The 22151-nt window shown below is 62.1% G+C and carries 19 protein-coding genes; 8 read left to right on the top strand and 11 right to left on the bottom strand.

The annotated features are described in order from the left end of the window. Positions 1–167: 167 nt before the first annotated feature. Genes U0C82_RS17380 through U0C82_RS17370 form a run of 3 tightly spaced genes read left to right on the top strand, consistent with a single transcriptional unit; the run spans position 168 to position 3047 of the window. On the top strand, positions 168–683 hold the full coding sequence (locus U0C82_RS17380; protein WP_322188934.1) for a DUF6932 family protein: 516 nt from the start codon (positions 168–170) through the stop codon (positions 681–683). Next, on the top strand, positions 680–1969 hold the full coding sequence (locus U0C82_RS17375; RefSeq protein ID WP_322188932.1) for a helix-turn-helix domain-containing protein: 1290 nt from the start codon (positions 680–682) through the stop codon (positions 1967–1969). Before U0C82_RS17380 ends, U0C82_RS17375 begins: the two co-directional genes overlap by 4 nt. Further along, positions 1956–3047: a beta family protein gene (locus U0C82_RS17370; RefSeq protein ID WP_322188930.1), complete on the top strand. Its 1092-nt coding sequence runs from the start codon at positions 1956–1958 to the stop codon at positions 3045–3047. Before U0C82_RS17375 ends, U0C82_RS17370 begins: the two co-directional genes overlap by 14 nt. Here the strand turns inward: U0C82_RS17370 and U0C82_RS17365 are convergent. From U0C82_RS17365 to U0C82_RS17350, 4 genes are all read right to left on the bottom strand, one after another. Next, positions 3001–3615, bottom strand: coding sequence for a sce7726 family protein (locus tag U0C82_RS17365; RefSeq protein WP_322188929.1), 615 nt, complete (start codon positions 3613–3615; stop codon positions 3001–3003). The two genes, U0C82_RS17370 and U0C82_RS17365, sit on opposite strands and share 47 nt — an antisense overlap. Positions 3616–3842: 227 nt before the next feature. Continuing rightward, complete coding sequence (locus U0C82_RS17360; protein WP_322188927.1) at positions 3843–5906, bottom strand: type IV secretory system conjugative DNA transfer family protein; 2064 nt, start codon at positions 5904–5906, stop codon at positions 3843–3845. Beyond that, positions 5899–7653 (bottom strand): relaxase/mobilization nuclease domain-containing protein, encoded by a 1755-nt coding sequence (locus U0C82_RS17355; RefSeq protein WP_322188925.1) that lies wholly within the window; start codon positions 7651–7653, stop codon positions 5899–5901. The genes U0C82_RS17360 and U0C82_RS17355 overlap by 8 nt, the downstream gene beginning before the upstream one ends. 146 nt (positions 7654–7799) lie before the next feature. Next, the gene (locus U0C82_RS17350; protein WP_322188924.1) at positions 7800–8429 is read right to left on the bottom strand and encodes a hypothetical protein; all 630 of its coding nucleotides are present in this window, start codon (positions 8427–8429) and stop codon (positions 7800–7802) included. A 660-nt stretch (positions 8430–9089) separates the two neighbouring features. Between U0C82_RS17350 and U0C82_RS17345 the strand changes: the two genes are divergently transcribed. Genes U0C82_RS17345 through U0C82_RS17335 form a run of 3 tightly spaced genes read left to right on the top strand, consistent with a single transcriptional unit; the run spans position 9090 to position 10804 of the window. After that, positions 9090–9785, top strand: coding sequence for a nucleotide-binding protein (locus tag U0C82_RS17345; RefSeq protein WP_322188923.1), 696 nt, complete (start codon positions 9090–9092; stop codon positions 9783–9785). Further along, positions 9785–10540: a hypothetical protein gene (locus U0C82_RS17340; protein ID WP_322188921.1), complete on the top strand. Its 756-nt coding sequence runs from the start codon at positions 9785–9787 to the stop codon at positions 10538–10540. Before U0C82_RS17345 ends, U0C82_RS17340 begins: the two co-directional genes overlap by 1 nt. 60 nt (positions 10541–10600) lie before the next feature. Next, positions 10601–10804: a hypothetical protein gene (locus U0C82_RS17335; RefSeq protein ID WP_322188919.1), complete on the top strand. Its 204-nt coding sequence runs from the start codon at positions 10601–10603 to the stop codon at positions 10802–10804. Between the two features lie 70 nt (positions 10805–10874). Here U0C82_RS17335 and U0C82_RS17330 read toward each other — a convergent pair whose 3' ends face one another. Further along, entirely contained in the window at positions 10875–11198 is a 324-nt protein-coding gene (locus U0C82_RS17330) for a single-stranded DNA-binding protein (protein ID WP_322188917.1), read from the bottom strand. Positions 11199–11563: 365 nt separating this feature from the next. On the opposite strand from U0C82_RS17330, the gene U0C82_RS17325 reads away from it, so the two are divergent. Next, the gene (locus U0C82_RS17325) at positions 11564–11914 is read left to right on the top strand and encodes an antitoxin (protein ID WP_322188915.1); all 351 of its coding nucleotides are present in this window, start codon (positions 11564–11566) and stop codon (positions 11912–11914) included. 119 nt (positions 11915–12033) lie between these two features. Here U0C82_RS17325 and U0C82_RS17320 read toward each other — a convergent pair whose 3' ends face one another. The 4 genes from U0C82_RS17320 to U0C82_RS17305 all read right to left on the bottom strand — a co-directional run bounded on the left by U0C82_RS17320 (position 12034) and on the right by U0C82_RS17305 (position 14927). Then, positions 12034–12426, bottom strand: a complete 393-nt coding sequence (locus U0C82_RS17320) for a hypothetical protein (RefSeq protein ID WP_322188913.1) — start codon at positions 12424–12426, stop codon at positions 12034–12036. Beyond that, entirely contained in the window at positions 12419–12670 is a 252-nt protein-coding gene (locus U0C82_RS17315; protein ID WP_322188911.1) for a type II toxin-antitoxin system Phd/YefM family antitoxin, read from the bottom strand. Before U0C82_RS17315 ends, U0C82_RS17320 begins: the two co-directional genes overlap by 8 nt. Before the next feature lie 157 nt (positions 12671–12827). Further along, positions 12828–13763 carry a DUF2493 domain-containing protein gene (locus U0C82_RS17310; RefSeq protein WP_322188909.1) on the bottom strand — a complete coding sequence of 312 codons (936 nt, stop codon included), beginning with the start codon at positions 13761–13763 and terminating at the stop codon, positions 12828–12830. Positions 13764–14114: 351 nt separating this feature from the next. Next, on the bottom strand, positions 14115–14927 hold the full coding sequence (locus U0C82_RS17305; protein ID WP_419095921.1) for a DUF7146 domain-containing protein: 813 nt from the start codon (positions 14925–14927) through the stop codon (positions 14115–14117). An 18-nt stretch (positions 14928–14945) separates the two neighbouring features. Between U0C82_RS17305 and U0C82_RS17300 the strand changes: the two genes are divergently transcribed. Then, complete coding sequence (locus tag U0C82_RS17300) at positions 14946–15203, top strand: hypothetical protein (RefSeq protein ID WP_322188906.1); 258 nt, start codon at positions 14946–14948, stop codon at positions 15201–15203. A 90-nt stretch (positions 15204–15293) separates the two neighbouring features. On the opposite strand, the gene U0C82_RS17295 is transcribed toward U0C82_RS17300, so the two are convergent. Continuing rightward, on the bottom strand, positions 15294–19835 hold the full coding sequence (locus U0C82_RS17295; protein WP_322188904.1) for a strawberry notch-like NTP hydrolase domain-containing protein: 4542 nt from the start codon (positions 19833–19835) through the stop codon (positions 15294–15296). A gap of 603 nt (positions 19836–20438) precedes the next feature. Continuing rightward, positions 20439–22055: a hypothetical protein gene (locus tag U0C82_RS17290; RefSeq protein ID WP_322188902.1), complete on the bottom strand. Its 1617-nt coding sequence runs from the start codon at positions 22053–22055 to the stop codon at positions 20439–20441. Between the last annotated feature and the right edge of the window lie 96 nt (positions 22056–22151).

Below are 22151 nucleotides of genomic sequence, written 5' to 3'. Positions count from 1 at the left end.
GAATTTTGGGAGGAGGGGCCGAAAGCGGAAGGGCGGCTCTCAGCCTTCGTCGGCGGATAGCTGCCGTTCCATTCCTCGCCCCCTCTTCGCCCTTTGAGCCACGGCAAGGAATGAGCCATCAGCGGAAGGTCGGCTGTCCGATCGACGCGGATTAAGGGCCATATACATTGACAGCAAAGCAATACAACATTATTGTTGTAATCATGATACCCAATCACGTTGATCTCGCCGGCTCTCCATGGCCAGTTCTACCTGCCGGCATTCACAGCGCGTCCCTTGCGGACGTTCAGGCGCGCTTCGCTTCGAATCCCAAGCGTAGGGTGCAATTCAGAGGGCTCGTCGCCGCGTTGTATAATCTACGTGGTGCTGGGTGCCAGCGAGCCTTCCTAGATGGGAGCTTCGTAACGGCCAAGCCTAGGCCCGGCGACTTCGACGCGTGTTGGGATCCTACGGGTGTCGATCGAGCTTTCCTCGATCCGGTGCTGCTTACTTTCGAGAACAACAGAGCGGCGCAGAAGGCCAAGTACCACGGAGAACTGTTCCCCTCCACGATCCCGGCGGATCGAGCCGGAACCATCTTCGTCGAGTTCTTCCAGGTCGATCGCTTCACCGGTGCTGCGAAAGGCATTGTCGCGATCGACCTCACGGCCGACCCGATGCTACAACCCACGGTGACGTCATGATTTACAGCGACAAGCAGTACACCATATCAGAAGCCCAATTAGTTAGGCTCCGCGATGCGCTCGCAGCCGCTGAATCTGAAGCCGAAGACACGGCCGCGGATCAACGCTGGCTGCGCCATGCCCAGACTGATGCTATCAGAAGCCAAATTGCGACACTTGAGGCCGAACTTTCTCACTACGATCTTCTCAAGTCGGGTGAGATCACGTTCGCCAAATCCCACTCGCTGGAGAATTTGCCATCCGTACTCGTTCAGGCTCGGATCGCAGCCGGGATGAGCCAGACTGATCTTGCCGAGCGACTCGGCATGAAGGCCCAGCAAATCCAACGTTATGAGGCGTCAGAGTACTCAGGCGCAAGCTTCAGCCGGCTGATCGACGTATGCGAAGCCTTGAATGTGCATGCTACCGGACTGTTCGAGCGTGACGATATGTCCAAAGGAGCAGTCTTTTCATGGTCGGACGTCGATGACGTCGTATGGAAGCAACTTCCCGCTCGGGAGATGGCCAGGCGCGGTTGGTTCGACGTGCCACGCAAGGGCGACGTGCATCAGCTCGCCCGTAAGTATTTCATGCAAGCCGCCGGCGCACAGTTCGCGAGCGCCTACCATCGCAAGAAGATGCACGGAAGTTCGATGCCGAACGAGTACGCGCTGCTCGCATGGCAAGCGCGTATCCTGGAACGTGCCAGAGCCATCGTAGAAACGCACAATCCACCGAATTTCGTCGCCGATGATCGCTGGGTCGCCGATCTGATAGCACTCACGCGCCGCAGGGACGGTCCCAAACGCGCGCAGGCGTTGCTTCTATCCAAGGGCATTATCCTAGTCACGGAGAAGCACCTGTCGGGTACATACCTCGACGGAGGAGCCATGCTTGATCGGAACAGCCGGCCCGTCATTGGCCTCACGCTGCGCTTCGATCGCCTTGATAACTTCTGGTTCGTGCTCTTACACGAGCTGGGGCATGTGTTCCTGCACCTCATGGACGGGCTACGCTATGACTTCTTCGACGAGGAGGAGACGTCGGGCAACGATAAAGTCGAGCGAGAAGCCGATGAGTTCGCGCTTGATAGTCTCATACCCGAAGCGAAGTGGGACGAGTGCTTATCGCGCTTCGCGCTGTCCGAAGAGGCGGTGCGGATAGACGCCAAGAACCTTGGGATCGACGCCAGCATTATCGCCGGGCGCATCCGCAAGGAGCGAGGCGACTACACCATTCTCAACGGGCTGATCGGGCAGGGTCAGGTCGCGTCGCAATTCGAGGATGACGGCGATGAACTTGTCTGAAGATACCTACGTGCCCGCGTTGAGATGGCGACAGGGGGAATACCAAGCTCTTTTCCGCCTGTCGTCCGCAGTGAAGGACCGCGTGATGCCCCTTATCACTATCCCGCCCGTCGAGTTCGACTTTGAGCTTTGGCAACCCAAGAAGTCCGTCCACGAGCACGTCCATCCCTTCATCGCAAGGTTCGACACGAAGTGGGGCAAGCGACCGGCTTGGATCGCCCTGGACGCGAAGATCGCAAAGGGTCGGATGGACGATGGCTCGCACCCGCTCGACTACGTGATAGACGGGCTTCGCCCGAAGGGCGCCATCGCGATCCCTGCGCTACCACTAGAAGTCGATTCTGACACCATGAACGCAGCGGCACGCGCTGTAGCCGCGGATAGTCAGGGCGCGGCCGTCCTTCTCCGCCTCGAAGACCTTATGAGCAGCAACCCACGTAAGGCGATCGTGAGTTTCGCAGCTGGACTTGCCATTGGCCTCGACGAGTTGGACGTGATTGTCGACCTGCGCGCGCGCAATTTTGAGCCCTACAAGGTGTTTGCGACGGCCCTGACGGTCGCTCTGAAGCGTTTGGGTAACCTCTTTGAGGTCCGCAACCTTGTCCTTTTGGGAACGGCGATCCCAGATTCTTTCGCCCATCTCGCTAGGGGGTCGGACGAAATCCCGCGGCACGACTGGTTGTTCTTCAAAGAGCTGATTGTCGCAATGCCGGCTTCGATGCGGCGGCCAATCTACGGAGACCACACGATCGTGCACCCCGAGTTTACAGCGATGGACATGCGTAAGGTAAAGGCGGCGGGTAAGATCGTTTACACGACGCCCGAGACTTGGGCGACACGGAAGGGCGGCGCGTTCCGGGATAACCCTGCCCAAATGCACGACCACTGCGCCGAGGTGGTCAAAGATCCAGCCTTTGTCTTTCGCGGGGCGGGCTTCTCCTACGGCGACAAGTACATCGCTGATTGTGCGGTAAAGGCAGAGAGCCCAAGCAATCTCTCGCGCTGGAAGGATGTCGCGATCAACCATCACATCACGACCGTGGCGGATGACCTCTCCACCCTGTTCGCGACGCCATAGCGGCTCTGATCGCCGATGCCAATTCTTGAACCGGTACTTCGTCCGCGATCACGCGGTACAGTTCCTTCCGAGGTGCGTTCACTTCGGCGTTCGAGGCGCCCCTAGCACGCAACAAGTCCTGAGCTTCAGGGTGCCAAAGCAGGTGCGCCAGCATGAACGCATCAAGGTTTGGATTCAACCGCGCACGTCGACGGCTGTAGAACGTCATTCCGCCTCGTGGACCCTCAACGATCTCTGTCAGGCCACACCAATTCGGAGCGATCGCGGCTGCGGCGTCGAGATGACGAGTGGCAACAACTAGCGTGAGCTTTTGAAGTGCATTCACGTAAGTCGCAAGCTGTCGCGGGAGGCGATCGAGCGTGTCGCCAGCGCTCTTGATTTCGTAGCCGTGCAGATGTCCGTTAAAGACGGCAAGGTCAATCCGACTGCGAGCATGAGCTAAACCCAACTCGTTTATTACCAGAACGTCATCGCGGCCGCGATGATGACGCAAGTGGCGGTCCCGTAGCGCAGTTCGGATCTCGCGTTCGTTGTTCGTCCTTTTGTCACGCACCCGTGTTGGTCCCATCCTCGTCAGGTTCTCACGAAAAACATAGCTTTGATCCAGCGTCCAGAGAGCGGCCTGAGTTCGTCACGAAACCCTTAGAGAGGGTGAACGCCATTAGGTGATCGAGCAAGAACAAAAGATTGCTGTCATCAATCGTTTCTTCCGTAAATGTCTGCTCTTGCGACTGCGTAATGACAATCTGCACGTCCAAGATGGGCGCGGAGCTGCCGTCTCTGTACGGGCCTCGATCACACTTCGGCATCCGCGCGGTTCATAAGATCCTGCAGGCTGCTGGTTGCCAGCTCGAGCGAAACGCGATCGTCCTCGTTTTCCGCGACGAGCGTCCGAACGAGCTGTCGTGGACTGCTTCCGGCCTCGATCACATGAGAGTCGCCGATTATTCCAACTCGCTTTCTCTTCGGAACACGAAGCACACGTGGAACGTCGTCGGAAGCATCGGCAATCGCGGAATCTCTCGAACCGCCACCTCCTAGGGAAGCCCTTGCTGATAGCTGTGTTTCAGGCGCCCGCCCTTTCGCTCGATATCGCGATTTCGGTCGGATCAGACGAGTTGGCGCGTCATCGCCGCTGTCTGCTTCTATTAGGGCGCCGTCTTCGCGGCTCTCACTTTGCGCTTCGTGTTCGATAAGCGGCTCTGCATTCTCCTCCGACAACGGATACTCGCCGCTTTGCGCGGCATGGATCTGCCTGAACGGCCTGTCCTTGAAATATTCCACCCGCTTCGCCCGGATGGGCATCTGAGCGTCGATGACGAGGACAATGTCGTCGAGCGGCATGCGCCTGGCATCGTCCTCGGTGAGGAGCGCGGTCTCCTCGGTGCGTTCGGACGCGCTTCGCCCCTTGAACGGATTGGCGCCGATCGAGCGCGACTTCGTGACGACGCGCTTGGTCGTCGTGCCGACCGCCTTCGTCAGTTCCTCGATCGTCTTCTCGTCCGACGGCGTCAGGTAGAGCTTCACCCCCGCATTGCTCTGGAGCGCGCGACGGGTGTTTTCGCCATAGATCTCGTCGAGCGCCGGAATGCTCTGGGTGACGATCGCCAGATGGCCGCGGTAGGAGCGAAGCGTCTCGATCGAGTCCGTCACGATCGGCATCTTCCCGAGCCGGTTGAACTCGTCGAGCATGATCATCACCGGCCAGGGTTCGTCCTTTCCCGGCTCGTTCTCTTGGAGCGCGGCGATGAGATCGGAGAAGAACAGCCGGATGAGCGAGGCGAGCGGCTTCACCATCAGCGGCTCGACGACGAGGTAGACCGAGAAGGGTCTCTTTCGGATCGCCCTGAAGTCGAAGTCGGAGACGGCGGTCGCGGCGTCGATCGCCGGATTGCTCCACTGATCAAGCCCCGACGTCATCAGAAGCGAGATGTACGAGGTCAGCGTGTCGTTGTTTGTGGAGGCCATGCGGACGAAAATCTGCTTGGCGGCATGGTTCTTCACCTCCTGAGCCCGGAGATTGTACTCCTTCTGCTTGTCGCCGCCGGAGACTGCGATCTTGTAGATCTCGCCGAGGGTCGGGACGCCGCGCTCGAAGGCGAGGAGGCCGGCGGCGACGAAGATGTCGATGCCGCCTTTCAGGAGCCCGCGGACATGATCGCTGTCGGCCTGGAGGAAGAGCGTTGCGAGAAGTTGCAGCTCCATCTGCTGGCGATGCGGGTTCTCCATCTCGGAAATCCGCTTCAGCGGGTTGTAGCGATGGGTGCGACCGGAGCGCCAATCAGTCGGCGCAAAGCGGAAGACTTCATCGCCTTGCGCCTTTCGATGGCGGGCCGTAGCTTCGAAATTCTCGCCCTTCACGTCAAGGACGACTGCGCTGCCCTTGAAGGTGAGAAGGTTCGGGATGACGAAGCCGACCGTCTTGCCGCGGCCCGTCGGCGCGACGAGAAGTGCGTGCGGAAAGCGGGTCGATGTGATCAGCTGCGACTGGCCAAAGCGCGAATTCGTCTTGCCGAGAACGAAGCCGGTTCCGAGAGGACCGAAGAAGCCGCTCCGCTTCATTTCACGTCGGGTCTGCCAATGGGTCCGCCCGTATTTCGTGAGGGCGTCGCCGGCAAGGAGCGCACTCACCATGATGCCAGCGACCGCCGAGACCCCGACGATCAGGTTCGCGACGATGAAGGCGTCGGGCCGAGCAGTTTGGAGCGAGGCATAGTTGCGCAGGATGAACGTCGGATCGGCATCGACGGGAAGAGCAGGCTCGGTGAGCGTCAGATAGATCGTTGCCAGAACCACGCCGATCGCCGCGCCGATCAGCCCAAGCGAAAGAACCGCGGCGAAGACAGAGCCCTTACCCATGCCGTGTTCCCGGCTCGTTATGGCTTTCGCCATGGCGCTCGCGAGCCCGGTTGACTTCGGTCTCCGCGATCTCGCGCATGACATCCTGCGCCGCGCCGCCGGTCGCGGTCGCGGCATCGGATTGCAGATAGGCTTTGGCGAGGTAGAGCCGGTCCAGGCGGTCATCAGCAAGATCGGCCAAGGCGCTCTCGTCGCCCTGCTTCACAGTTTCGATTGCGGTCTCATCGAGATGTTCTTCGACCGCTTCCCGGAAGCGGGCGCCGTCGGCCTCGTTTTCGAATGGATTCATCGCGCTGTTTGCCCGCATCGCTGAGAGCGTGTCTCGGAGGACCGCATCGGTCTCGTCGGCGTAGGTTCGCGCTTCTTCGCTCGTTGATGCGCGCTCGCTGGCGACGAGGTTCGCGTCGGTGACGGCGGCTGCCTCGGTCGCCCCGTCGTTGCGCAGGACGCCAGCGCGATGCAACGCATCGCCGAGCGCGACATGCATGTCGTTCAACCGCTCGGTCGCGATGTCCCGGTGATCGTCGCGTTCGAGATCGAGCCGATCGGTCTGCGCGATCGCCCAAAGATCGTCGGCGAGCCACTGACGTTCCAGCGCCGCGCTGTTCGCCCCTGTCTCGATCCGCGCGATGACCCGATCCGCATCGATGCCGGTGCCCTCGAGCGCGGTCTCGACCTGCGCCCGAACATCCGCCTCCGACAGCCTTACGAGAACGTCGCGTTCGATATTGGTGTCGGAATAGACGCCCGCGTCGGACGGGATCTCGTTCAGCCTATGCGACTGCGGCCCGATCGGCTGCATATGCGCGATGCCGGCATAGATGTCGGTGAGCTCGCGTTCGAACGCTGCCCGTTTTGCCGGCTCCATGGCTTCCGCCATTGTCTCGGCGCAGGTCGCCTGATCGGCGAACCGGCTCGAAAGCTCTTCGAGAGAATGGGTTTCGGACATTGTGATTGCTCCGTCCGGTTGGAGAGGTTGCCCGCGTGACAGAAGCTCGGCCGCTCGGCCAAGCGCTTCAGCAACTCGGGTTCGGTTCTCGTGTGTCGCTTCGTTCGAGAGCGAGCGGTAGAGCCGTGCGACGAGACCGATCTCGTGCCGCGCCCGCTCGGCGTCGCCTCCGGTCCGCTGACGCTCGACCGGCACCCTGCCCTCGTCCTTCGCCTGGTAGACCTCGCGGACCGTTGGCTTGTAGCTGTGAACGCCGCGATCGATGCGGCGCGTCGCTTCCAGGCGCACGCTGACCTTTTCGGCCTCCTCGACCATTGCCTCGCGGAAGGCGTCGTAATTGAAGTGATGGTCGCGCTTCAGATAGAAGAACTCGCCGTCCGGCGATCGCCGGTTCAGGATGATGTGCGCGTGCGGATGGGCACGGTCCTCGTGGACCGCGATCAGGTAATCGAACTGACGGCCTTCCTGACCGAAGAAGCGCTCCCCCATCCGGCTGGCGATCGTGCGGACGTCCTCGCCCTTCGTGCCGATCGGAAACGCCATGATCATGTGCGTCGTATGGCCAAGCTTCGGGCTGAAGCGCTCGTTCCATGCGCCGGAGAACCGATCCGCGACTTTCGCGATCTGATCGGCGTTCAGCTCGGACTTACCGTCGTAGACGCTGCGGCTGTCGACAATGTGCGTCGACTTGGTCGTGAGGTATGTCAGCTGTGCGACGAGCGCGGACCGCGTGCGGCAGCCGCTGTTCCTAACCGGCTTGAAGATTGCAGGAAAATGGCCGCTGGCTGCGCGCGTCATCTGCTGCTGACGGCGAGCGTGATGGCCTGCTCCGCGCGTCCGCCCCCAGCCCTCTTCGAACAGCGTGCCGGTGACCGCCGCGACAGCTGACGCTGACGACGGGGATGAGGCAGGACGCCCTGAAGGCCTGGCGGACATCGTCCCGCTCATTGCGAGACCCCTTTGGCGACGGCCTTGCCATCGCTACCCTGGTCAAGACCGTCACCATCGCCGTCCCGCAATGCCGTCAACGCCGCGTTTAATCGCAATTCAACATGCGATTGCTGGCGCTCGATCATGCGAGCAAGCTGATCGCCATAGTCCGTGACCATGCCAGCGAGCTCGCGGATTTCGGCAAGATCGCCATCCGCGAAGGCCGGTTGCTGGGCGCGCAGGTTCGCCTCGTGCATCCGTTTTGCAATCTGGCTGACATTATTGCCGACCCGGTTCAGCGCCACCCGCATGCCGTGAAGCCGATCCTTCAGGTCCTGATCGGTGACGAATAGACCATTCGCCGCATGGATCAGTGAGCGTAGCCCCTCCCCTCGCCGCTCAATCCGGTGGCGCTCGAGCACCCGGTCGAAGGCGTCGACTTCATTCTTCGTCATGCGAACGTTGACGATCTGCGTGCGCGCGCCGGAGGCGATCTTCGCGTCCTCCTCGCCCTTCGCGGCGTAATAGATCGTCCGCTTGGTGACGCGGTAACGTTCTGAGAGCGCCTGCGCGCTGGTCCCTTGCCTGAACGCCTTGGCGATCGCCAGGCGCTGGTTGCGGGTGAGTTTCGGATGATGGGCCACCTTGTGAAGTAAACACCCCTATTTCTTGCTATCATCTCATCCACTCCCCGCAACCAAACGAATGACCTCAGCCAGAGCAACCCGCGATGGCTTCCGAACGGCCGTTCCGCCGGCCTCCGTGACCGCGATCCCGCAAAACTGAGAACTGCCGAATGCCGAAAGGCGGATGCCAAAGCGCGAAAGGCGAATGGCAGGTGCGAGGTGGCTGGTGGAAAGAGGCAAATGCCGAAAGGCGTGTGGACGCTCCCGAATGGCGAAAGGACAATGTGGCCTGCAGGGTGACGAACGGCGCGTGCCTCATGACGACTGATCAATGTCCAATGCCGAGTGCCGAGTGCCGAGGGAGGAAAGGCAAATGGCGTCTGGAAACTGCAAGACGTCGACTGACGATTGATAACGGGAATATGGAGGGTGTCGGCTGCGGAACGCCGAAAGGCCATTGCCGCCTGCCGCAAGGCATCTGACCGGTGACGGATGGCGAATGCGTTCAGGAGAGTGCCGCATACCACCTGCCTGTTGCCGAATGGTGATACCTGCTCGGCCGATTCAGCCGACCCGGTTGCATGACCCCCTTACGAACTGGCACCCCACGTGCGAGCGCATCGCAACCCGCGACTGCGCTCGTTCAGTCGAAGTGCATGACCCGTGAAGGAGATCGCCATGAAGGTGATAACCGCTCTGGCGAGGAAGGGCGGCTGCGGAAAGACGAGCCTGATCCGAGCCCTGACGAGCGCCGCCCTGTCGAACAATCAGAGATGCCTCGTTCTCGACGCCGACCCACAACTGTCGCTCGTCCGCTGGGCAAAACGCCTCAAAATCGATCGGGATGATCTGACGATTCAGCCGATCTCGGCTGTCGAGGACCTCGACGGCATTCTCGACGCGGCCCATGACGACGGAACGGTCGATACCGTCTTCATCGACACGAAGGGCGAGGCCGGTCCCTGGGCCGACTATGTCGTCGAACAGAGCGATCATATCGTCTGCCCGATGGTGCCGACCGAGACCGATCTCGACATCACCGCCGACACCTTCAACTACTACTGCGAGGCTCGGAAGCGGACCGAAGATCCGGACGGTCTGCCGACCTTTTCCGTCGTCCTGACCCGTATGCCATCCCGCCCGAAGAAGTCGCAGGTTCTCGCCGCGCGGCAAGCCTATGAGCGCTTCCCGATCCTCGATGAGATGTTCCTCGAGCGTTCGCAACACTGGGATGTCGATCGCGAAGGCCTACTGCATGACCTCGCTAAAACACGTGAGACAAGCCCAAATCCGCTGATGCGGCCCCATGCCCGTCTTTACCGCGACGCTCTTCACGAGGCGCAGACGATCCTGAAACAGCTGGAGGCCGCCTGATGACAGCCGAGCCGGAGAAGAGGGTTCACGCAAAGACCGGTGTCCGCTCGGACGAGAAACAGCAATCGGGACGCCGAAAGCGACCGCGGCTTGGCGCTCTGAAACCGGAGGGCGTCAGCTTCGGCGGCGGCTACGAACCGGTCCCGACCCACGTGCCTCGGTCGCACGCCGGTGACGGTTCGAAAAAGCACGCGGAAGGGGTTGATCAGCCTTCCGAACGATTGTTAGCACGCCCGGCATCGGACGACGGCTCGGCGGACGCAACGAGAGCGAATCGGGCAGTGGATGCACCGAAGGAGCCCGCGCTCTCTAACCCGAAATCCGCCGCGGCGAGCGAACCGTCGCCGATGCAGAATACGACAAGAGGAACGACTGCGAGTGACGACTCAAATGAGACCCGCTTCGTGTGGCTCCGAGCCGTTCCTCGCGTCGATCAGCTGCCGCAGCTTAAGGACCTCGATGAGCGAGGATTTGCGATGAAGGACATTCTAAAGCTCGCCGGCAAACGCGCCTCGGCCGCGTTCGAACCGGCAGAGGATTTCGCTGCAATGCCGGAGACGGAGCGCCTTCCGCTCGCCTACGCCTTCAGGACCTCGAAGCGGGTCTCGGTCGATCTGCTCGAAAGCCTGCACGATCAGGCCGATCGGCTCCGGGTCCGGTCCGACGACGCCATGCTGCGCGGCCAGTTCGAACCGATCTTCTGGCGCGAGATCGACCGGGTCGTCGGCGACCTGAAGAATTACGCTTCAGCCTGAACGACAGGCAATAGCGAGAGCGCCGCGCTCTTCAACGAAACGAAAGACAACGAGGACCCCATGGCTGACGACCTGGGAGATTTGCTGAACAGCAGCAAGAAGATGATCGGAACCGCCGTCGGGCGGATCGTCTCCAATGATAGCGGCCGCCATGTCGGCTTCGTCTACGAGTGGAACACTGGCGAGATCGAGAACGCCTGGTTCGACGAAACGGAGGACGATGTCGCCTACGAGATCTTCGCGGACGATCAGAACGCCGCCTGACCACTGGTCCCGCGCCGACGAGAGCCGGACGGCGATCCGAAGGTGGCCGCCCGGCTGATTGGTCGCTGGCTCAGGCGGCTTCCCGCCCGGCCATGACGTTGAAGGTCGTGGCGATGATGTCGATGGTGAACTTGCGGGTTTCGCCTTCGCCGTAGGATGTTTCTCCAACCCTCGCTTCGGCGTAGACGCGGTCGCCCTTCGATGCGTTCTCGGCGACCCATCTGGCCTGCGCTTCGTCGAGAATGGTGACCGGCACCCAGTCGCAGCGTTCCTGCTTCCTACCCTTCGCGTCGGTCCAGCTGCGGTTGGTGGCGACCGAGACCTTGGTGACCTTACCGAAGGTTTTGACGTTGCCGACGTGGCCGAGGATGGTGAGGCGGTTGATCGAGCGCATGAGGATCTCCTGTCGTTCGCGTTTCGATGCCCCCGACAGAGCTGCGAATGGGCGCGCGGTCACACCTCGATTGCGGAGGGTCCGGCGCAGCCGGAAACCGTCATCGTGGTTGACCGCAAAGCGTCCCGAGCGGCCAGGGACAGGCATCGTCAAGAAACGGGAAACGACAGGAGAGGCCTGATTTCGCATTGGAAGGCGAACCCGCGCTCGACGAAGAAAAGGCTCTTTTAACCCGACTGGCTGGTGTTCGAGACAGGGTCGATCAGTCGAATACCGCGACCGATTGGGGTGAAAGGTGTTGCGACCTGCGACCGAGTGCAGACACCGTCGAGACCTCGAACGGGTAGGGACGACACTGTCGCAAAATGGGCGTGACGGCAATGAGAAGCGCTTGCGAGGCAGGCGAAGCGTATATATCCGTGGAAAGACCCGGATCAGGACGGTTGGCGAGTATGAGCGAGATACGGCGCGCAAAACTGTTCAAGAATGGTGCCAGCCAAGCCGTTCGGCTGCCTGCGGAGTTTCGGTTCGATTCAGACGAGGTGTTCATTCGACGTGACGATGCGACCGGCGATGTCGTCCTGTCCTCGAAACCCGGTGCGCGAGCCTGGGCCGACTTCTTCGAACTGATGGCCACGATCGGCGTTCCGGACGACTTCATGGCGGAACGCCCTATGAACCGGACCCCAGAAGCCGTTCTTTGCCGATCTCGATAAATGGGTCCGCCCCTTTAAGATAGAGCGATTCCGGGCATGAATCGTTACGATTTGCCGATCTTGGTTGCCCATTTTCGAGCTTATGGATTCGACGTCCCAAAGGGGTCCGGTCAGTTTCGTCAGCGATTGATTGCGCTCAGACGTCGCACCGCAGCCGCTTCCTTCACAGTCCGCGCAATCGCCTGGAGAAACGCCGGGCTGAAACGACCGATCGGATGCGGACTTTCGAAATCGAAGGCCTGGTCATCCACTGTCCGGTTGTATTCATCGAGGATAATCCAGGACGGATGTGCGAGCGCCGCTCGCCTGCATTCCATCTGAGGGATCGCAAGGCTCAGGCGGTTTCCGTCGGGCTTCTGAGACGTGATAGCGAAGAGATACAAGGCGGACGGGCTTGTCGGCGTTCGCACGACAACACAGGACGGTCGAGACTTCCGCCCACTTTCCTCGCCTTTGTCCGCCTGCCATTTCCAGAGGTAGTTGAACCGAACGACGTCGCCCGGCTCAAACATCGTCAGATCTCCTGGTTAGAAGCTCGTCGAGGCCGGCCATCAGTTCATCGTGGACAGGTTGCGGCGCATCGCTCAAGCCGTAAGCAGTGGTCTGCGATTGGCCAATCAGTTGGCCGTATTTCTCCGCCGTCATGATCACGAGCTTTTCCTTGCCGCGCTTCGTCAGCGAGACTGGCTCGATCAATGCCGCCTCGAGGATTTCGCCCGAAACCCGGTTCATGTCGGAAAAGGTGAACTGCTTCATCGCTCATATCCGTACTAGCCCATACCTAAAATAGGTAGTTCATGTAGTCTGCCTAAGCAAGAAGGAGGTCGGAACAGCAGCGGGAAATGGAGCGCGATCGATCGCTATCTGCGCCCTCGTGTTCCCAATCTTTTGCGACCTCGAAGGAAAGGCGCCCTCAGGCGCCGATCCTCATGACGGCGATGCCGAGCGTCTTCGCCTTGTCGACGAGGTTCTCGGTAATACCGTTCCCGGGGGCGGCGATGACGCCCTGTGGCATGATTTCGAGCATCTGATCGTTGCGCTTGAACGGTGCGGCCTTGCCGTGGCGGTTCCAGTCCGGCTTGAAGGCGACGGCTGTCACGCCGCGCGTCGCGGCCCACTTGGCGGCGATCAACTCGGCGCCCTTGGCGGTTCCACCATGGACGAGAACCATATCCGGGTACTTCGCGCGGGCCTTGTCGAGAGCCGACCAGATCGGGCCGACCTCTGTCACGTCGTGCCCGCCGGCAAAGGCGATCTTCGTGCCTTCCGGACAGTTGGCCTCGGTCTCCTTGCGGCGCTTGGCGGACAAATAGTCCCGGCTGTCGATGACCGCAGCAGTCACTGCCTTGTGCGATGTCTTCGACCCCGTGCGCGGCAGCCAGGGCGAGCCGGTCTGGACGTGGTAGCTTTCGGCGGCCCACTCGCGCATCGCCTCGAAGGCGTCGCGGGTCTGGGAGAGGCTACGGCCCTCGTCGACGAGGCGCTCCAGCTCGACACTGCGGATTTCCGAACCGTCCTGTTCACGCTGCGACTGGCGCTGCTTCAGTTCGACGTCGTCGAGGCGCTTTTCGATATGGACGATCCGGCGGTGGAAGGTGTTGACGAGACTCCAGAGAAGTTCGTCGGTCTCGTCCTCGAGGCGCGTATCGGCCACGATCGAGGCCATCGTCTCCATGAGGGCGGTAATGCTGGCTTCCGTCAGATCGGCGTCGGGGAGTTCGCGGGTGTCGCGCTCGTCCGAGCCTGGCGTCACGCCGTAGAGCGCGTAGTCGTCGAGAAGCCGGGCGGTGGGACTGGACGAGATGAAGCTCGCCTCGAAGGCGGCGGCTTGGGTTTGGCGATGAGACATGGTGCTGTTCCTCTTTCTCGTGAGGCCGTTTGATCGGCCGGGACACCGCGGCCAGGAGCCCGGGCGGCATCGCGGCGCACCCGAAGGGCGGAGCAGCATGCGACGAGGCCGGACCCAGGATCGAAGATGCACCTGTTTTGAGGCGCGAGGAGCGAAGCGGGGAAAACAGGCCTGGGGATCGGCCTTGCGACCGACGATGAGGGCGGCTTTCCGCCCGACCCGTCCCGAGGCTATCGGTCCGTCGTCCCAGGTCCGTTCAACGCATCTCGAGAGCCGAAAAGAAACAGCGCTTCTATCGCCCGGTCCAAACCGCTGCCGCCTTCTAGGACGACCCCGATCGCAGCCTTTCTCTCAGCCTGCCAGCTCGTCGATCCGATTGCCGAAATCGTAACGCAGGCGCGCGCGAAGCGCGTCCGGCCCCCAGGCCGTCAGATCATCGTTGAAGTCGCCAAGCACCGGCTCTACCTCATGGATGACGATGCCGCGACCCTCCAGCCGCTCGCGAAGGGTTCGAACCGCACGGGCTCCGGCCTCGTCGGCGTCCTTCAGGATCCAGAGCTCGCGCACCGCCTTGGGGACGTGGAACAGGCCGAGATGGGTCGCGGAAAGGCAGGCGGTGAGGCCAAGCTTCGGCAGGACAGAGCCGATCGATAGAACCGTCTCGACCCCCTCCCCGACGGCAAGGATGGGCGATGCGGGATCACTGAAGCGAACGCCGGACCTCACGAGCTCGCCCATGACGCGCTTCGGATCAGTCATGTCCGCGATGGTCCTGCGCTCCGGAGCGAGCCAGGTCCGCGACACGCCGGTGATCTCGCCGGACTGATCGGTGATCTTTGCCAACAATGCCGGCGCGGCCGCCAATTCTCCGGTCCCGGCGTCCCGGTAGCGAACGGCGGGATGATAGCGCAGCGCGGGTCCAAACCGGGTAATGCCGCGGGACCTGAGATAGCCTTCTGCCGGCATGCCCGCGATCGGTTGTCCCAGCGACCAGAGCCTTCGGGCGCGTTTCCTGGCACTGGTTCGGGTCCCGCAAGCATCCTCCGAAGCCTGATCTCGCGATTTTGGACGAGCCCGCTTACGCGCTGCCGACGAACTGGCTGAAGGTTTTCCATATCGCGGCCAACCCAGGAAGCACCGCGCTTCATCAAGCAACTCCGGCACCGTTGTTGCCGAGGTCAGATGCCGAATGAGATCGAGAAGATCTCCATGTTCGGCCGTCGCATAGTCGGTCCATTTGCCCGGCGGTCGATCAACCGAGCCGGTCAGCCGGATCGCAAGGCTGCGTCCGGGCTCGCCGGTCACATCGCCCACCATCCAGTAGCTGCCCGAACGCCGTCCGTTCGGCAGATAGGCCCGGCAGAAGCTGTCCGCATTTGCGGCGAGCGCAGCCGTAATATCAGCGATCGTGTCGATGACGAAGATCTCCTTGAAGTCTGATGAGTGGAAAGACGGCGGCGGCGCTGCCGATTGACTAAAACCAGACCCCACAGATTGCCGAGCCCATCGATCTAGCAGCGCCGACAAGCGTCAGGCGGCGTGTGCGAGACCGTCCAACGAGGTCTGCACGCCTTTCTGCGGAAACCGCTCCAGCACACGTTCCAGCGGGGCGCGGTCACCAACCGGCACAAACACGCGCGTCTTCCATTGGATGATCTCCGTCATGCAGCCGAGGCTCTTGAGGAGCGGCAGATGCGCCGGATCGAAGCCCGTCACCTCCATGCGGTTGACGTTCATCACCCGCGACCGGCGAAGCGCCATCTCCCCTAATAAGGGGATGCTCGTTCCGCGCTGCATGACCGCCTTTTCGATCTCCTCCGGCGTCAGTGCGACCTTGGCGCTGTCCGAAAGCCCGAGATTGTCGAACACGGTCCCGAGCTGATCGGTGGTCACCATGCGACCGATAACGCGCTCGCCGGTGTCGGTCTGAAGTCGGTAGACCCGACAATTCTCGTCGGGTAGCCGGTCCCAGATCGGCAGGAGCAGACCGGAGATGATCGTGAGGGTCGATGTCGAGAACTCTGGGATCGCTATGGTCTCAGCTTCCCATGCCGCTCGAAACGCTTCGCGGGCGACCGGCGTCCAGTGCGAGGCCTCCATCTCGATCTGGGTCATCGACTCCGAGCCCATCGGCCTGACAAGCCGGACCCGCTTGACGATCCCGCCATCGTCATCCATCAACGCCGAGGCAGGAACCTCGACCGCAGCGCGCCCCGACTGCTCGTTGACGAGATATCGAGAACGGCTCTCGCTTAGGCTCAGCTTCATCGCCTCGTCGACGCGCATCGGTGTGTTGCGGTGAACCGCCTCGATCGTCAGCGCCGTCGTCATTGCGCCGGACGCATCCTCGTAGATCACTTGGCGGTCCGTGACCGTGAAGCGCTCGGCTTTCAGCGTTTCAAGGCCGATGTCGTAGGTTCCCCCAGCGATCGCCGCCTCGACGATATCGGACAGAATGCCGGTGAACGCCTCGAAGACCGCGTTCTGCATCTCAATGGTAAGAGCAAGACACCGGTTCAGAAAACGCTGGATCGGCGGCAGATCCTCCCGCAGCGTGCCGTCCTCACCAGTGAGTTCCAGACCCGTCATCGTCTCGAAACGCTCCAACGAGCACGCCTCGATCCGTCCGGCATGGATCGCGGCGAAGAACCGGCGGAGCGCTGCCCGCGCATAGGGGCTCTCGAGATTGTCCTCGGCCCTGAACATCCCCTGCCCGCCGGTCTGGCGCTGGCCTCTTGTGATCGCACCGAGCGTGTCGAGCCGCCGCGCAATGGTCGACAGGAAGCGCTTCTCGCCCTTCACGTTCGTCGCCACAGGCCGGAACAGCGGCGGCTGGGCCTGGTTCGTCCGATGCGTGCGGCCGAGCCCCTGGATCGCATTGTCGGCACGCCAGCCTGGCTCCAGCAGATAGTGAACCCGAAGCCGCTGGTTCTTCGCGCCGCAATCGGCGTGGTAGGATCGGCCCGTCCCGCCGGCATCGGAGAAGATCAGGATGCGCTTGTCGTCGTCCATGAAGCTTTGCGTTTCAGCAATGTTCGACGAGGCCGGACGCTTCTCGACCTTGAGCTTGCCGTCCTTCGTCCGCACGACACGCCGCGAGCGGCCCGTGACCTCCGCGACCGCATCCGTTCCGAAGCGCCAGATCAGCTGATCGAGTGCGCCCTGGACAGGAGCGAGGCTTCCGAGCTTTTCGATCATGGCGTCGCGCCGCGCGACCGCCTCCCGGCAGAGAACCGGATTGCCTGCCTCGTCCATCGCCGGGCGGGAATGAAGATTGCCGTCCTCGTCCGTGAACGGCTCGAACAATTGGACAGGAAAGGAATGCTGGAGATAGTCGAGGACGTATTCGCGCGGCGTCACGTCGAGCTGGATATCGTGCCATTCCGACGCTGGGATCTCGGCGAGCCGGCGTTCGAGCAGCGCCTCCGAAGTCGAAACGATCTGGACGACGGCGGAATGACCAGCCTCGAGGTCCGCTTCGATCGCCGGAATGAGGGACGGGCACTTCATGGCTGAGATGAGATGCTGGAAGAAGCGTTGCTTGTTCGATTCAAAAGCGGACCGCGCCGCCGACTTCGCCTGTGGGTTCAGCGTTCCCTCGTCCGAGGTGACGCCGGAGGCAAGAAGCGCCGCGTCAAGATGGTTGTGAATGACCTGGAAAGCTTCTGCATAGCTGTCGTAGATCGCGATCTGGCTTTGAGAGAGGTCGTGAACGAGCATGTCGTATTCGACGCCGGCGTAGGAAACCGAGCGCGCAATATAGAGGCCGAGCGCTTTGAGATCGCGGCTGATCACCTCCATGGCGGCGATCCCGCCTGCTTCCATCGCCGAAACGAAGGACGCTCTCGTCACGAACGGAAAGTCTCCGGTTCCCCAGAGACCCAGCCGGCTGGCATAGGCGAGGTTGCTGACCTCAGTCGCGCCTGTCGCCGAGACGTAGACCACCCGCGCTCCGGGGACCGTGTTCTGGAGATCGAGGCCGGCCTTGCCCTGTTGCGAAGGCTTTTTGTCTCCGCGCTCGGACTTGCCGCCGCTAGCATTCGCCATGGCGTGCGCCTCGTCAAAGGCGATGACGCCGTCGAAGTCCTCGCCGAGCCATTCGATCAGCTGAGCGAGCCGGCTTTTCTTGATTACGCTGCCAATCGTCCTTTCCGCCGTCCGCAGGGTGGCATAGGTCACGAACAGGATGCCGGACGTCATGGCGATCTCCGCGCCCTGCTTGAACTTCGACAACGCGACGATGTCGGACGCCGATCCGCCGAGAGCCGTCCAGTCGCGTCTCGCATCCTCGATCAGCTTGTCGGACTTCGAGAGCCAGACCGCCTTGTGACGGCCTTTGAGCCAATTATCCATGATGATGCCGGCGACCTGTCGGCCCTTGCCGCAGCCCGTGCCGTCGCCGAGGAACCAGCCGCGGCGGATTTTGGCACCCTCACCTTCGCCAGCTGCGACAAGCTCGCCGGTCTCGGCGTCGCGCTTCCAGGAGCCGGAGAGAAAGCCCGAATGCGCTTCGCCGGCATAGACGACGCTCTCGATCTGGGCGTCGGACAGAAGCCCGTCGCGGACGAGATGAGCAGGCAGCTTCGGACGATAGGACGGCAGGGGCGGCGCGACGGAGGCCATCGCCGCCGACTGGACCAGCGTCGTTGGATGCGGCTTGGCGCTCTCGATCGTGATCGACTGGACCTCGTAGGCCTCGTAGAGGGACGCGGTCAGCTGATCCGCGGTCGGGCTCCAGTCGCGCCGGTGATAGGCGATGTCGATGATGTCGCGATCGTCGAGGGCGATGGCGGTTTTGGACTGGCTCGGCGATCGGGTCGCTTTATTCCGCGCGGTCGCAGGCTGAGACGGCGCGCCGCTTGAACTATGAGTTGTCGACCAACGCGGGGGTTGTCCGGAGGCATCTGGTTCAAAACGACCCTGGTCAGCAGACGGCGAAGGCGAAGCCGGACGCGCTGCGCAGCTACCACCCACATCGAGGAGGCGCGGCGGACAGAACGCCTGCACCATCGCCAGAAGGTCAGACGCGCTATCTGCTTGTTGCTGTAGGCCGTCGAACTGCGCTGGGTCCTCGGCGCGGCGCTTGTCGATGACGGTGAGGCGCGTCTCGATCGTCGTCCCGTGCGGTGCGAACACTTTTCCCGCGATGCCGGCGGAAAAGACAACGCGGCCAATCGACTGGAGATCGCGGAACGCCTCGCGCCAGGCCGGATGGTCCGGCCTGAAGCACTCGCCGGTGATCGCGACGAGCCGACCGTTGGGCTGAAGCCTCTGCAGCGCCGAGCGGACGTGCCGCGCAGTCGTTCCCTTCATCCGCTTCGCGACGCCGGGTGCGGACGAGAAGGGCGGGTTCATCAGGACAAGCGAGGGCGTCAGATTATCATTTAGACGGTCGTGGATCGCCGCGGCGTCGAACCGCGTGATCCGATCGACGCCGAACGTCGCCTTCAAAAGCTTTGCGCGAAGCTCGGAATATTCGTTGAGGATGAGCGACGCACCGGCGGTCCTCGCGAACACAGCCATCATGCCGGTTCCCGCAGAGGGTTCGAGAACGGTATCGTTGCCCGTGATTCCGGCGGCCTGAGCGGCGACGAAGGCCAACGGCAGCGGCGTCGAGAACTGCTGGCACGTCTCGCTTTCCTCGCTGCGCCGGGTCTGTGTCGGGCAGAGGTTTGCTACCGCCTCCAGCATCTGAAGAAAGATGCGGGCGGTCTCCTGGGCGTCGTCCTTCGCGCGGTAGCGCGCCTGACGCTGCATGACGGCACCATACTTCAGGACGAACAGCACCTGCGCCGTTTCGACCGCCTCGTAGGCGTCCTTCCAGACCCAGGACCCTTCCGCGTCCGAGCCGCCGAAGGCTGCCTGCATCGCGGCCCTCAGCACGCGCCCGTCGATCGTCTCGCCGGCTTCGAGAGACGCCAGAAGCGATTGCGCGGCTTCGACGATCGCCAGATGCTTCGACGGTCGCGTGACCGCCCTCGCCTCTTCTCCTCCGTTCAGCTTGGTGGACGTCTCTGCGAAGGCGAACAGGGACGGTGTCTGAAAGAGGTCGGTAGAGGATGTGAGGCTCATCGAAAGGCTCCAGTCGGGTCAAGGTTTCCGCCCTCTCCCCGGATCTCTCTCGACCCCTCGGAAGGCTCGCCTTCCCGGCCCTCTCTCTTCCTCTTCGACGATGATGCTGGTGCTCGCTCCTGCCGCTCGACGATGTCGCCACGTTCGATGACGGTGACAACGCAGCCTTCTGTTTCGCGATTGCGGACATAGCAAACGACTGCCGTGACTATCGGCTCTGTGAGCCGTCGCTCCCTATCCGACGATAACCGTCGCCACCTCTGATCCCGGTTCCATGACGATAGGCGATGGCTTTCGCCACGGCCTCCGAATGCTACGAACCGTAGCGAGCTGTTCGATTTCGATCAAGTTGGGCGTGAGCGGTCGTCCGCCGCAGTGTCGATGCGTCTTCGAAGTGATCTGAAGAAAGCCGTCCGCATCTGTGGACCCGCCTGTCTCGCCTCTCCTCCGGCTAGAAGGAGCGTCCGTGGCAAGACAGGTTCCGGTGGTCAGGCGGTGCCGCTCGTCTCGCCTGACTTGGCGGGACGCCGATCGACCATCGTTCGAGGTCAGAATCGCGTCCGGCTCCGATGTTTCGAGCGATGACGAGAACTGCAGCTGCGGTCAGGCCGCTCGGCCGATGTCGCGCAGAAACGCGGGCAGGGCGGTCTCCTCGTCCACCCCATCGTCAGGACTGTCGTCACAGACTTCGAGATCGGCATGTGTTTCAACCGCACCAGGATTATCGCCATTCCGCTGATGCGGCTTGGTTGGATGCTCACCAACCAGGACATCGTTATCGACGTCGATCCGAGCTCTGCCGTCGACCGACGCGCCAGCGTCGATCGTGGGCCCATGGTCGCATCGCACCAACGTGAACGGCATGGCTGGACTGGGCGCCGCGTCTTGCAGACACGGTTCACACATCCGAGCTCCGTCCTCTTCGTTGGGCGAAGGAGCATCCTGATCGGCTTGCGATGGAACAGGCTCTAGGCCTGTCCCGTCGGTCTCGATCGCAAACGCCATGCCCGTAGGAAGCCAACGTGCGGTCTTCGCTGCGATGTCCGGCGACAGGCCTGCTCGCGTCGCGCCTTCATTCGAGAAAGCGCCTTCCATCACCTCAGCGAGGAACGCCTTCTTGTCGCCGGTGTGCCGGTCGGCGAAAGGCTCACCGATCATGGCGCGGATCGTCTCGAGTGAGACGTCCTTCTTCATCCGCCCGAAATAGTTGGAGGCCGTCGGCCTCCAGAAGGCAGCGACATCCACCTTCATCCGCTGGCCCGCTGCCTCCACGACCGGATCGGCGCTGTGATCGAGGCCAAGCTGCTGGACGAGACCATGGGCCGACGCAAAGGCGAATAGCGTCTGCTTCTCGTCAGCTGACAAGGCGCAGAGCGCCGCGAAATCGTCCGGCTTGGGAAGGGTCATCCAGTCCAGCTTGAGTTCGGATTTCTGCTTCTTCAGCATTCGCTCCGCCTTCGTCCCCGACAGATGATCGCGGGAGCCCTGCGTCATCGCCGGTCGCAGCGAGACATCGATGGGCCTCGCTCGATAGCCGATCCCAAAGACGTCGAGGCACATCGAGTAGAGCAGCAGATCGAACGCGGTTTCGAAGTCGGCGGCAAGATGGGCCTGCAGGACCTGATGGCGGGTTGCCCGAAGATCGTCGGCGAGCGCTGCCGAATAGCCGGCCTCCTTCAGCTTCGCGGCGCCGGGCGAGGGTTCGAACGTCGGAGCGACGGGTGATCTTCCGACGAAACTGCGTGGTGGTTCGATACGCAGTTCGGTCCGCGTCGGCCGTTTGGATGGTTCACCATCAAGATCGCTTTCCACGTCATCGAGCTCGTCAGTCTGGACGTCGCTCGCCGCCTCGGACGCGCTATTCTGCGCTGACAGCTTGGCTTCGGTATTCTCATTCGGTATGTCCTCAGGCCGCACGAGACCCGCCTCGAACCGGAGTTCTCCGGCCCAGTCGAGGGTGACGATCCCGCCGGCGATCGCCTTGGCTTCGTCGGAATAAACGTCTTCGATCGAGGCGATCTCATCCGCGGTCTCGTCGAGCCTCTCCGTGAACTGGTCCTGCTCCGCGAGGTCGTCCTCGGACGGCTCCTCGAGGTCGGACAACTCTTTCAGACGTGCCTCGATTGCATCGCGCTCCGCAGCCAGCGCCTTGTCGATCTCCTTCGGTTTGGGGTAGACCCGCCCATAGCCTTGAAGCACCTGCCACGGGATGTCGAGCATGACGTCCACCCATTTCCAGTCGGAACGCAGCGTCTCGGCATGGCGCTTTAGTGTCTCGATCGCCAGCGCCTGCAGCCGGACGGGATCGTCGAACCA

The sequence above is a fragment of the Fulvimarina uroteuthidis genome, assembly GCF_034321785.1.
Taxonomy (GTDB): domain Bacteria; phylum Pseudomonadota; class Alphaproteobacteria; order Rhizobiales; family Rhizobiaceae; genus Fulvimarina; species Fulvimarina uroteuthidis.
The sequence above is the reverse complement of the archived record's forward strand: the minus strand, read 5'-3'. Positions and strand labels throughout refer to the sequence as shown.

Excerpts from the sequence above, each read along its gene's own strand:
- U0C82_RS17375 (WP_322188932.1), top strand. The coding sequence starts at position 680 with ATGATTTACAGCGACAAGCAGTACACCATATCAGAAGCCCAATTAGTT.
- U0C82_RS17370 (WP_322188930.1), top strand. The coding sequence starts at position 1,956 with ATGAACTTGTCTGAAGATACCTACGTGCCCGCGTTGAGATGGCGACAG.
- U0C82_RS17365 (WP_322188929.1), bottom strand. The coding sequence starts at position 3,615 with ATGGGACCAACACGGGTGCGTGACAAAAGGACGAACAACGAACGCGAG.
- U0C82_RS17360 (WP_322188927.1), bottom strand. The coding sequence starts at position 5,906 with ATGGGTAAGGGCTCTGTCTTCGCCGCGGTTCTTTCGCTTGGGCTGATC.
- U0C82_RS17355 (WP_322188925.1), bottom strand. The coding sequence starts at position 7,653 with ATGACGCGCGCAGCCAGCGGCCATTTTCCTGCAATCTTCAAGCCGGTT.
- U0C82_RS17345 (WP_322188923.1), top strand. The coding sequence starts at position 9,090 with ATGAAGGTGATAACCGCTCTGGCGAGGAAGGGCGGCTGCGGAAAGACG.
- U0C82_RS17340 (WP_322188921.1), top strand. The coding sequence starts at position 9,785 with ATGACAGCCGAGCCGGAGAAGAGGGTTCACGCAAAGACCGGTGTCCGC.
- U0C82_RS17335 (WP_322188919.1), top strand. The coding sequence starts at position 10,601 with ATGGCTGACGACCTGGGAGATTTGCTGAACAGCAGCAAGAAGATGATC.
- U0C82_RS17330 (WP_322188917.1), bottom strand. The coding sequence starts at position 11,198 with ATGCGCTCGATCAACCGCCTCACCATCCTCGGCCACGTCGGCAACGTC.
- U0C82_RS17325 (WP_322188915.1), top strand. The coding sequence starts at position 11,564 with ATGGGCGTGACGGCAATGAGAAGCGCTTGCGAGGCAGGCGAAGCGTAT.
- U0C82_RS17320 (WP_322188913.1), bottom strand. The coding sequence starts at position 12,426 with ATGTTTGAGCCGGGCGACGTCGTTCGGTTCAACTACCTCTGGAAATGG.
- U0C82_RS17315 (WP_322188911.1), bottom strand. The coding sequence starts at position 12,670 with ATGAAGCAGTTCACCTTTTCCGACATGAACCGGGTTTCGGGCGAAATC.
- U0C82_RS17310 (WP_322188909.1), bottom strand. The coding sequence starts at position 13,763 with ATGTCTCATCGCCAAACCCAAGCCGCCGCCTTCGAGGCGAGCTTCATC.
- U0C82_RS17300 (WP_322188906.1), top strand. The coding sequence starts at position 14,946 with ATGCCGAATGAGATCGAGAAGATCTCCATGTTCGGCCGTCGCATAGTC.
- U0C82_RS17295 (WP_322188904.1), bottom strand. The coding sequence starts at position 19,835 with ATGAGCCTCACATCCTCTACCGACCTCTTTCAGACACCGTCCCTGTTC.
- U0C82_RS17290 (WP_322188902.1), bottom strand. The coding sequence starts at position 22,055 with ATGCTCGACATCCCGTGGCAGGTGCTTCAAGGCTATGGGCGGGTCTAC.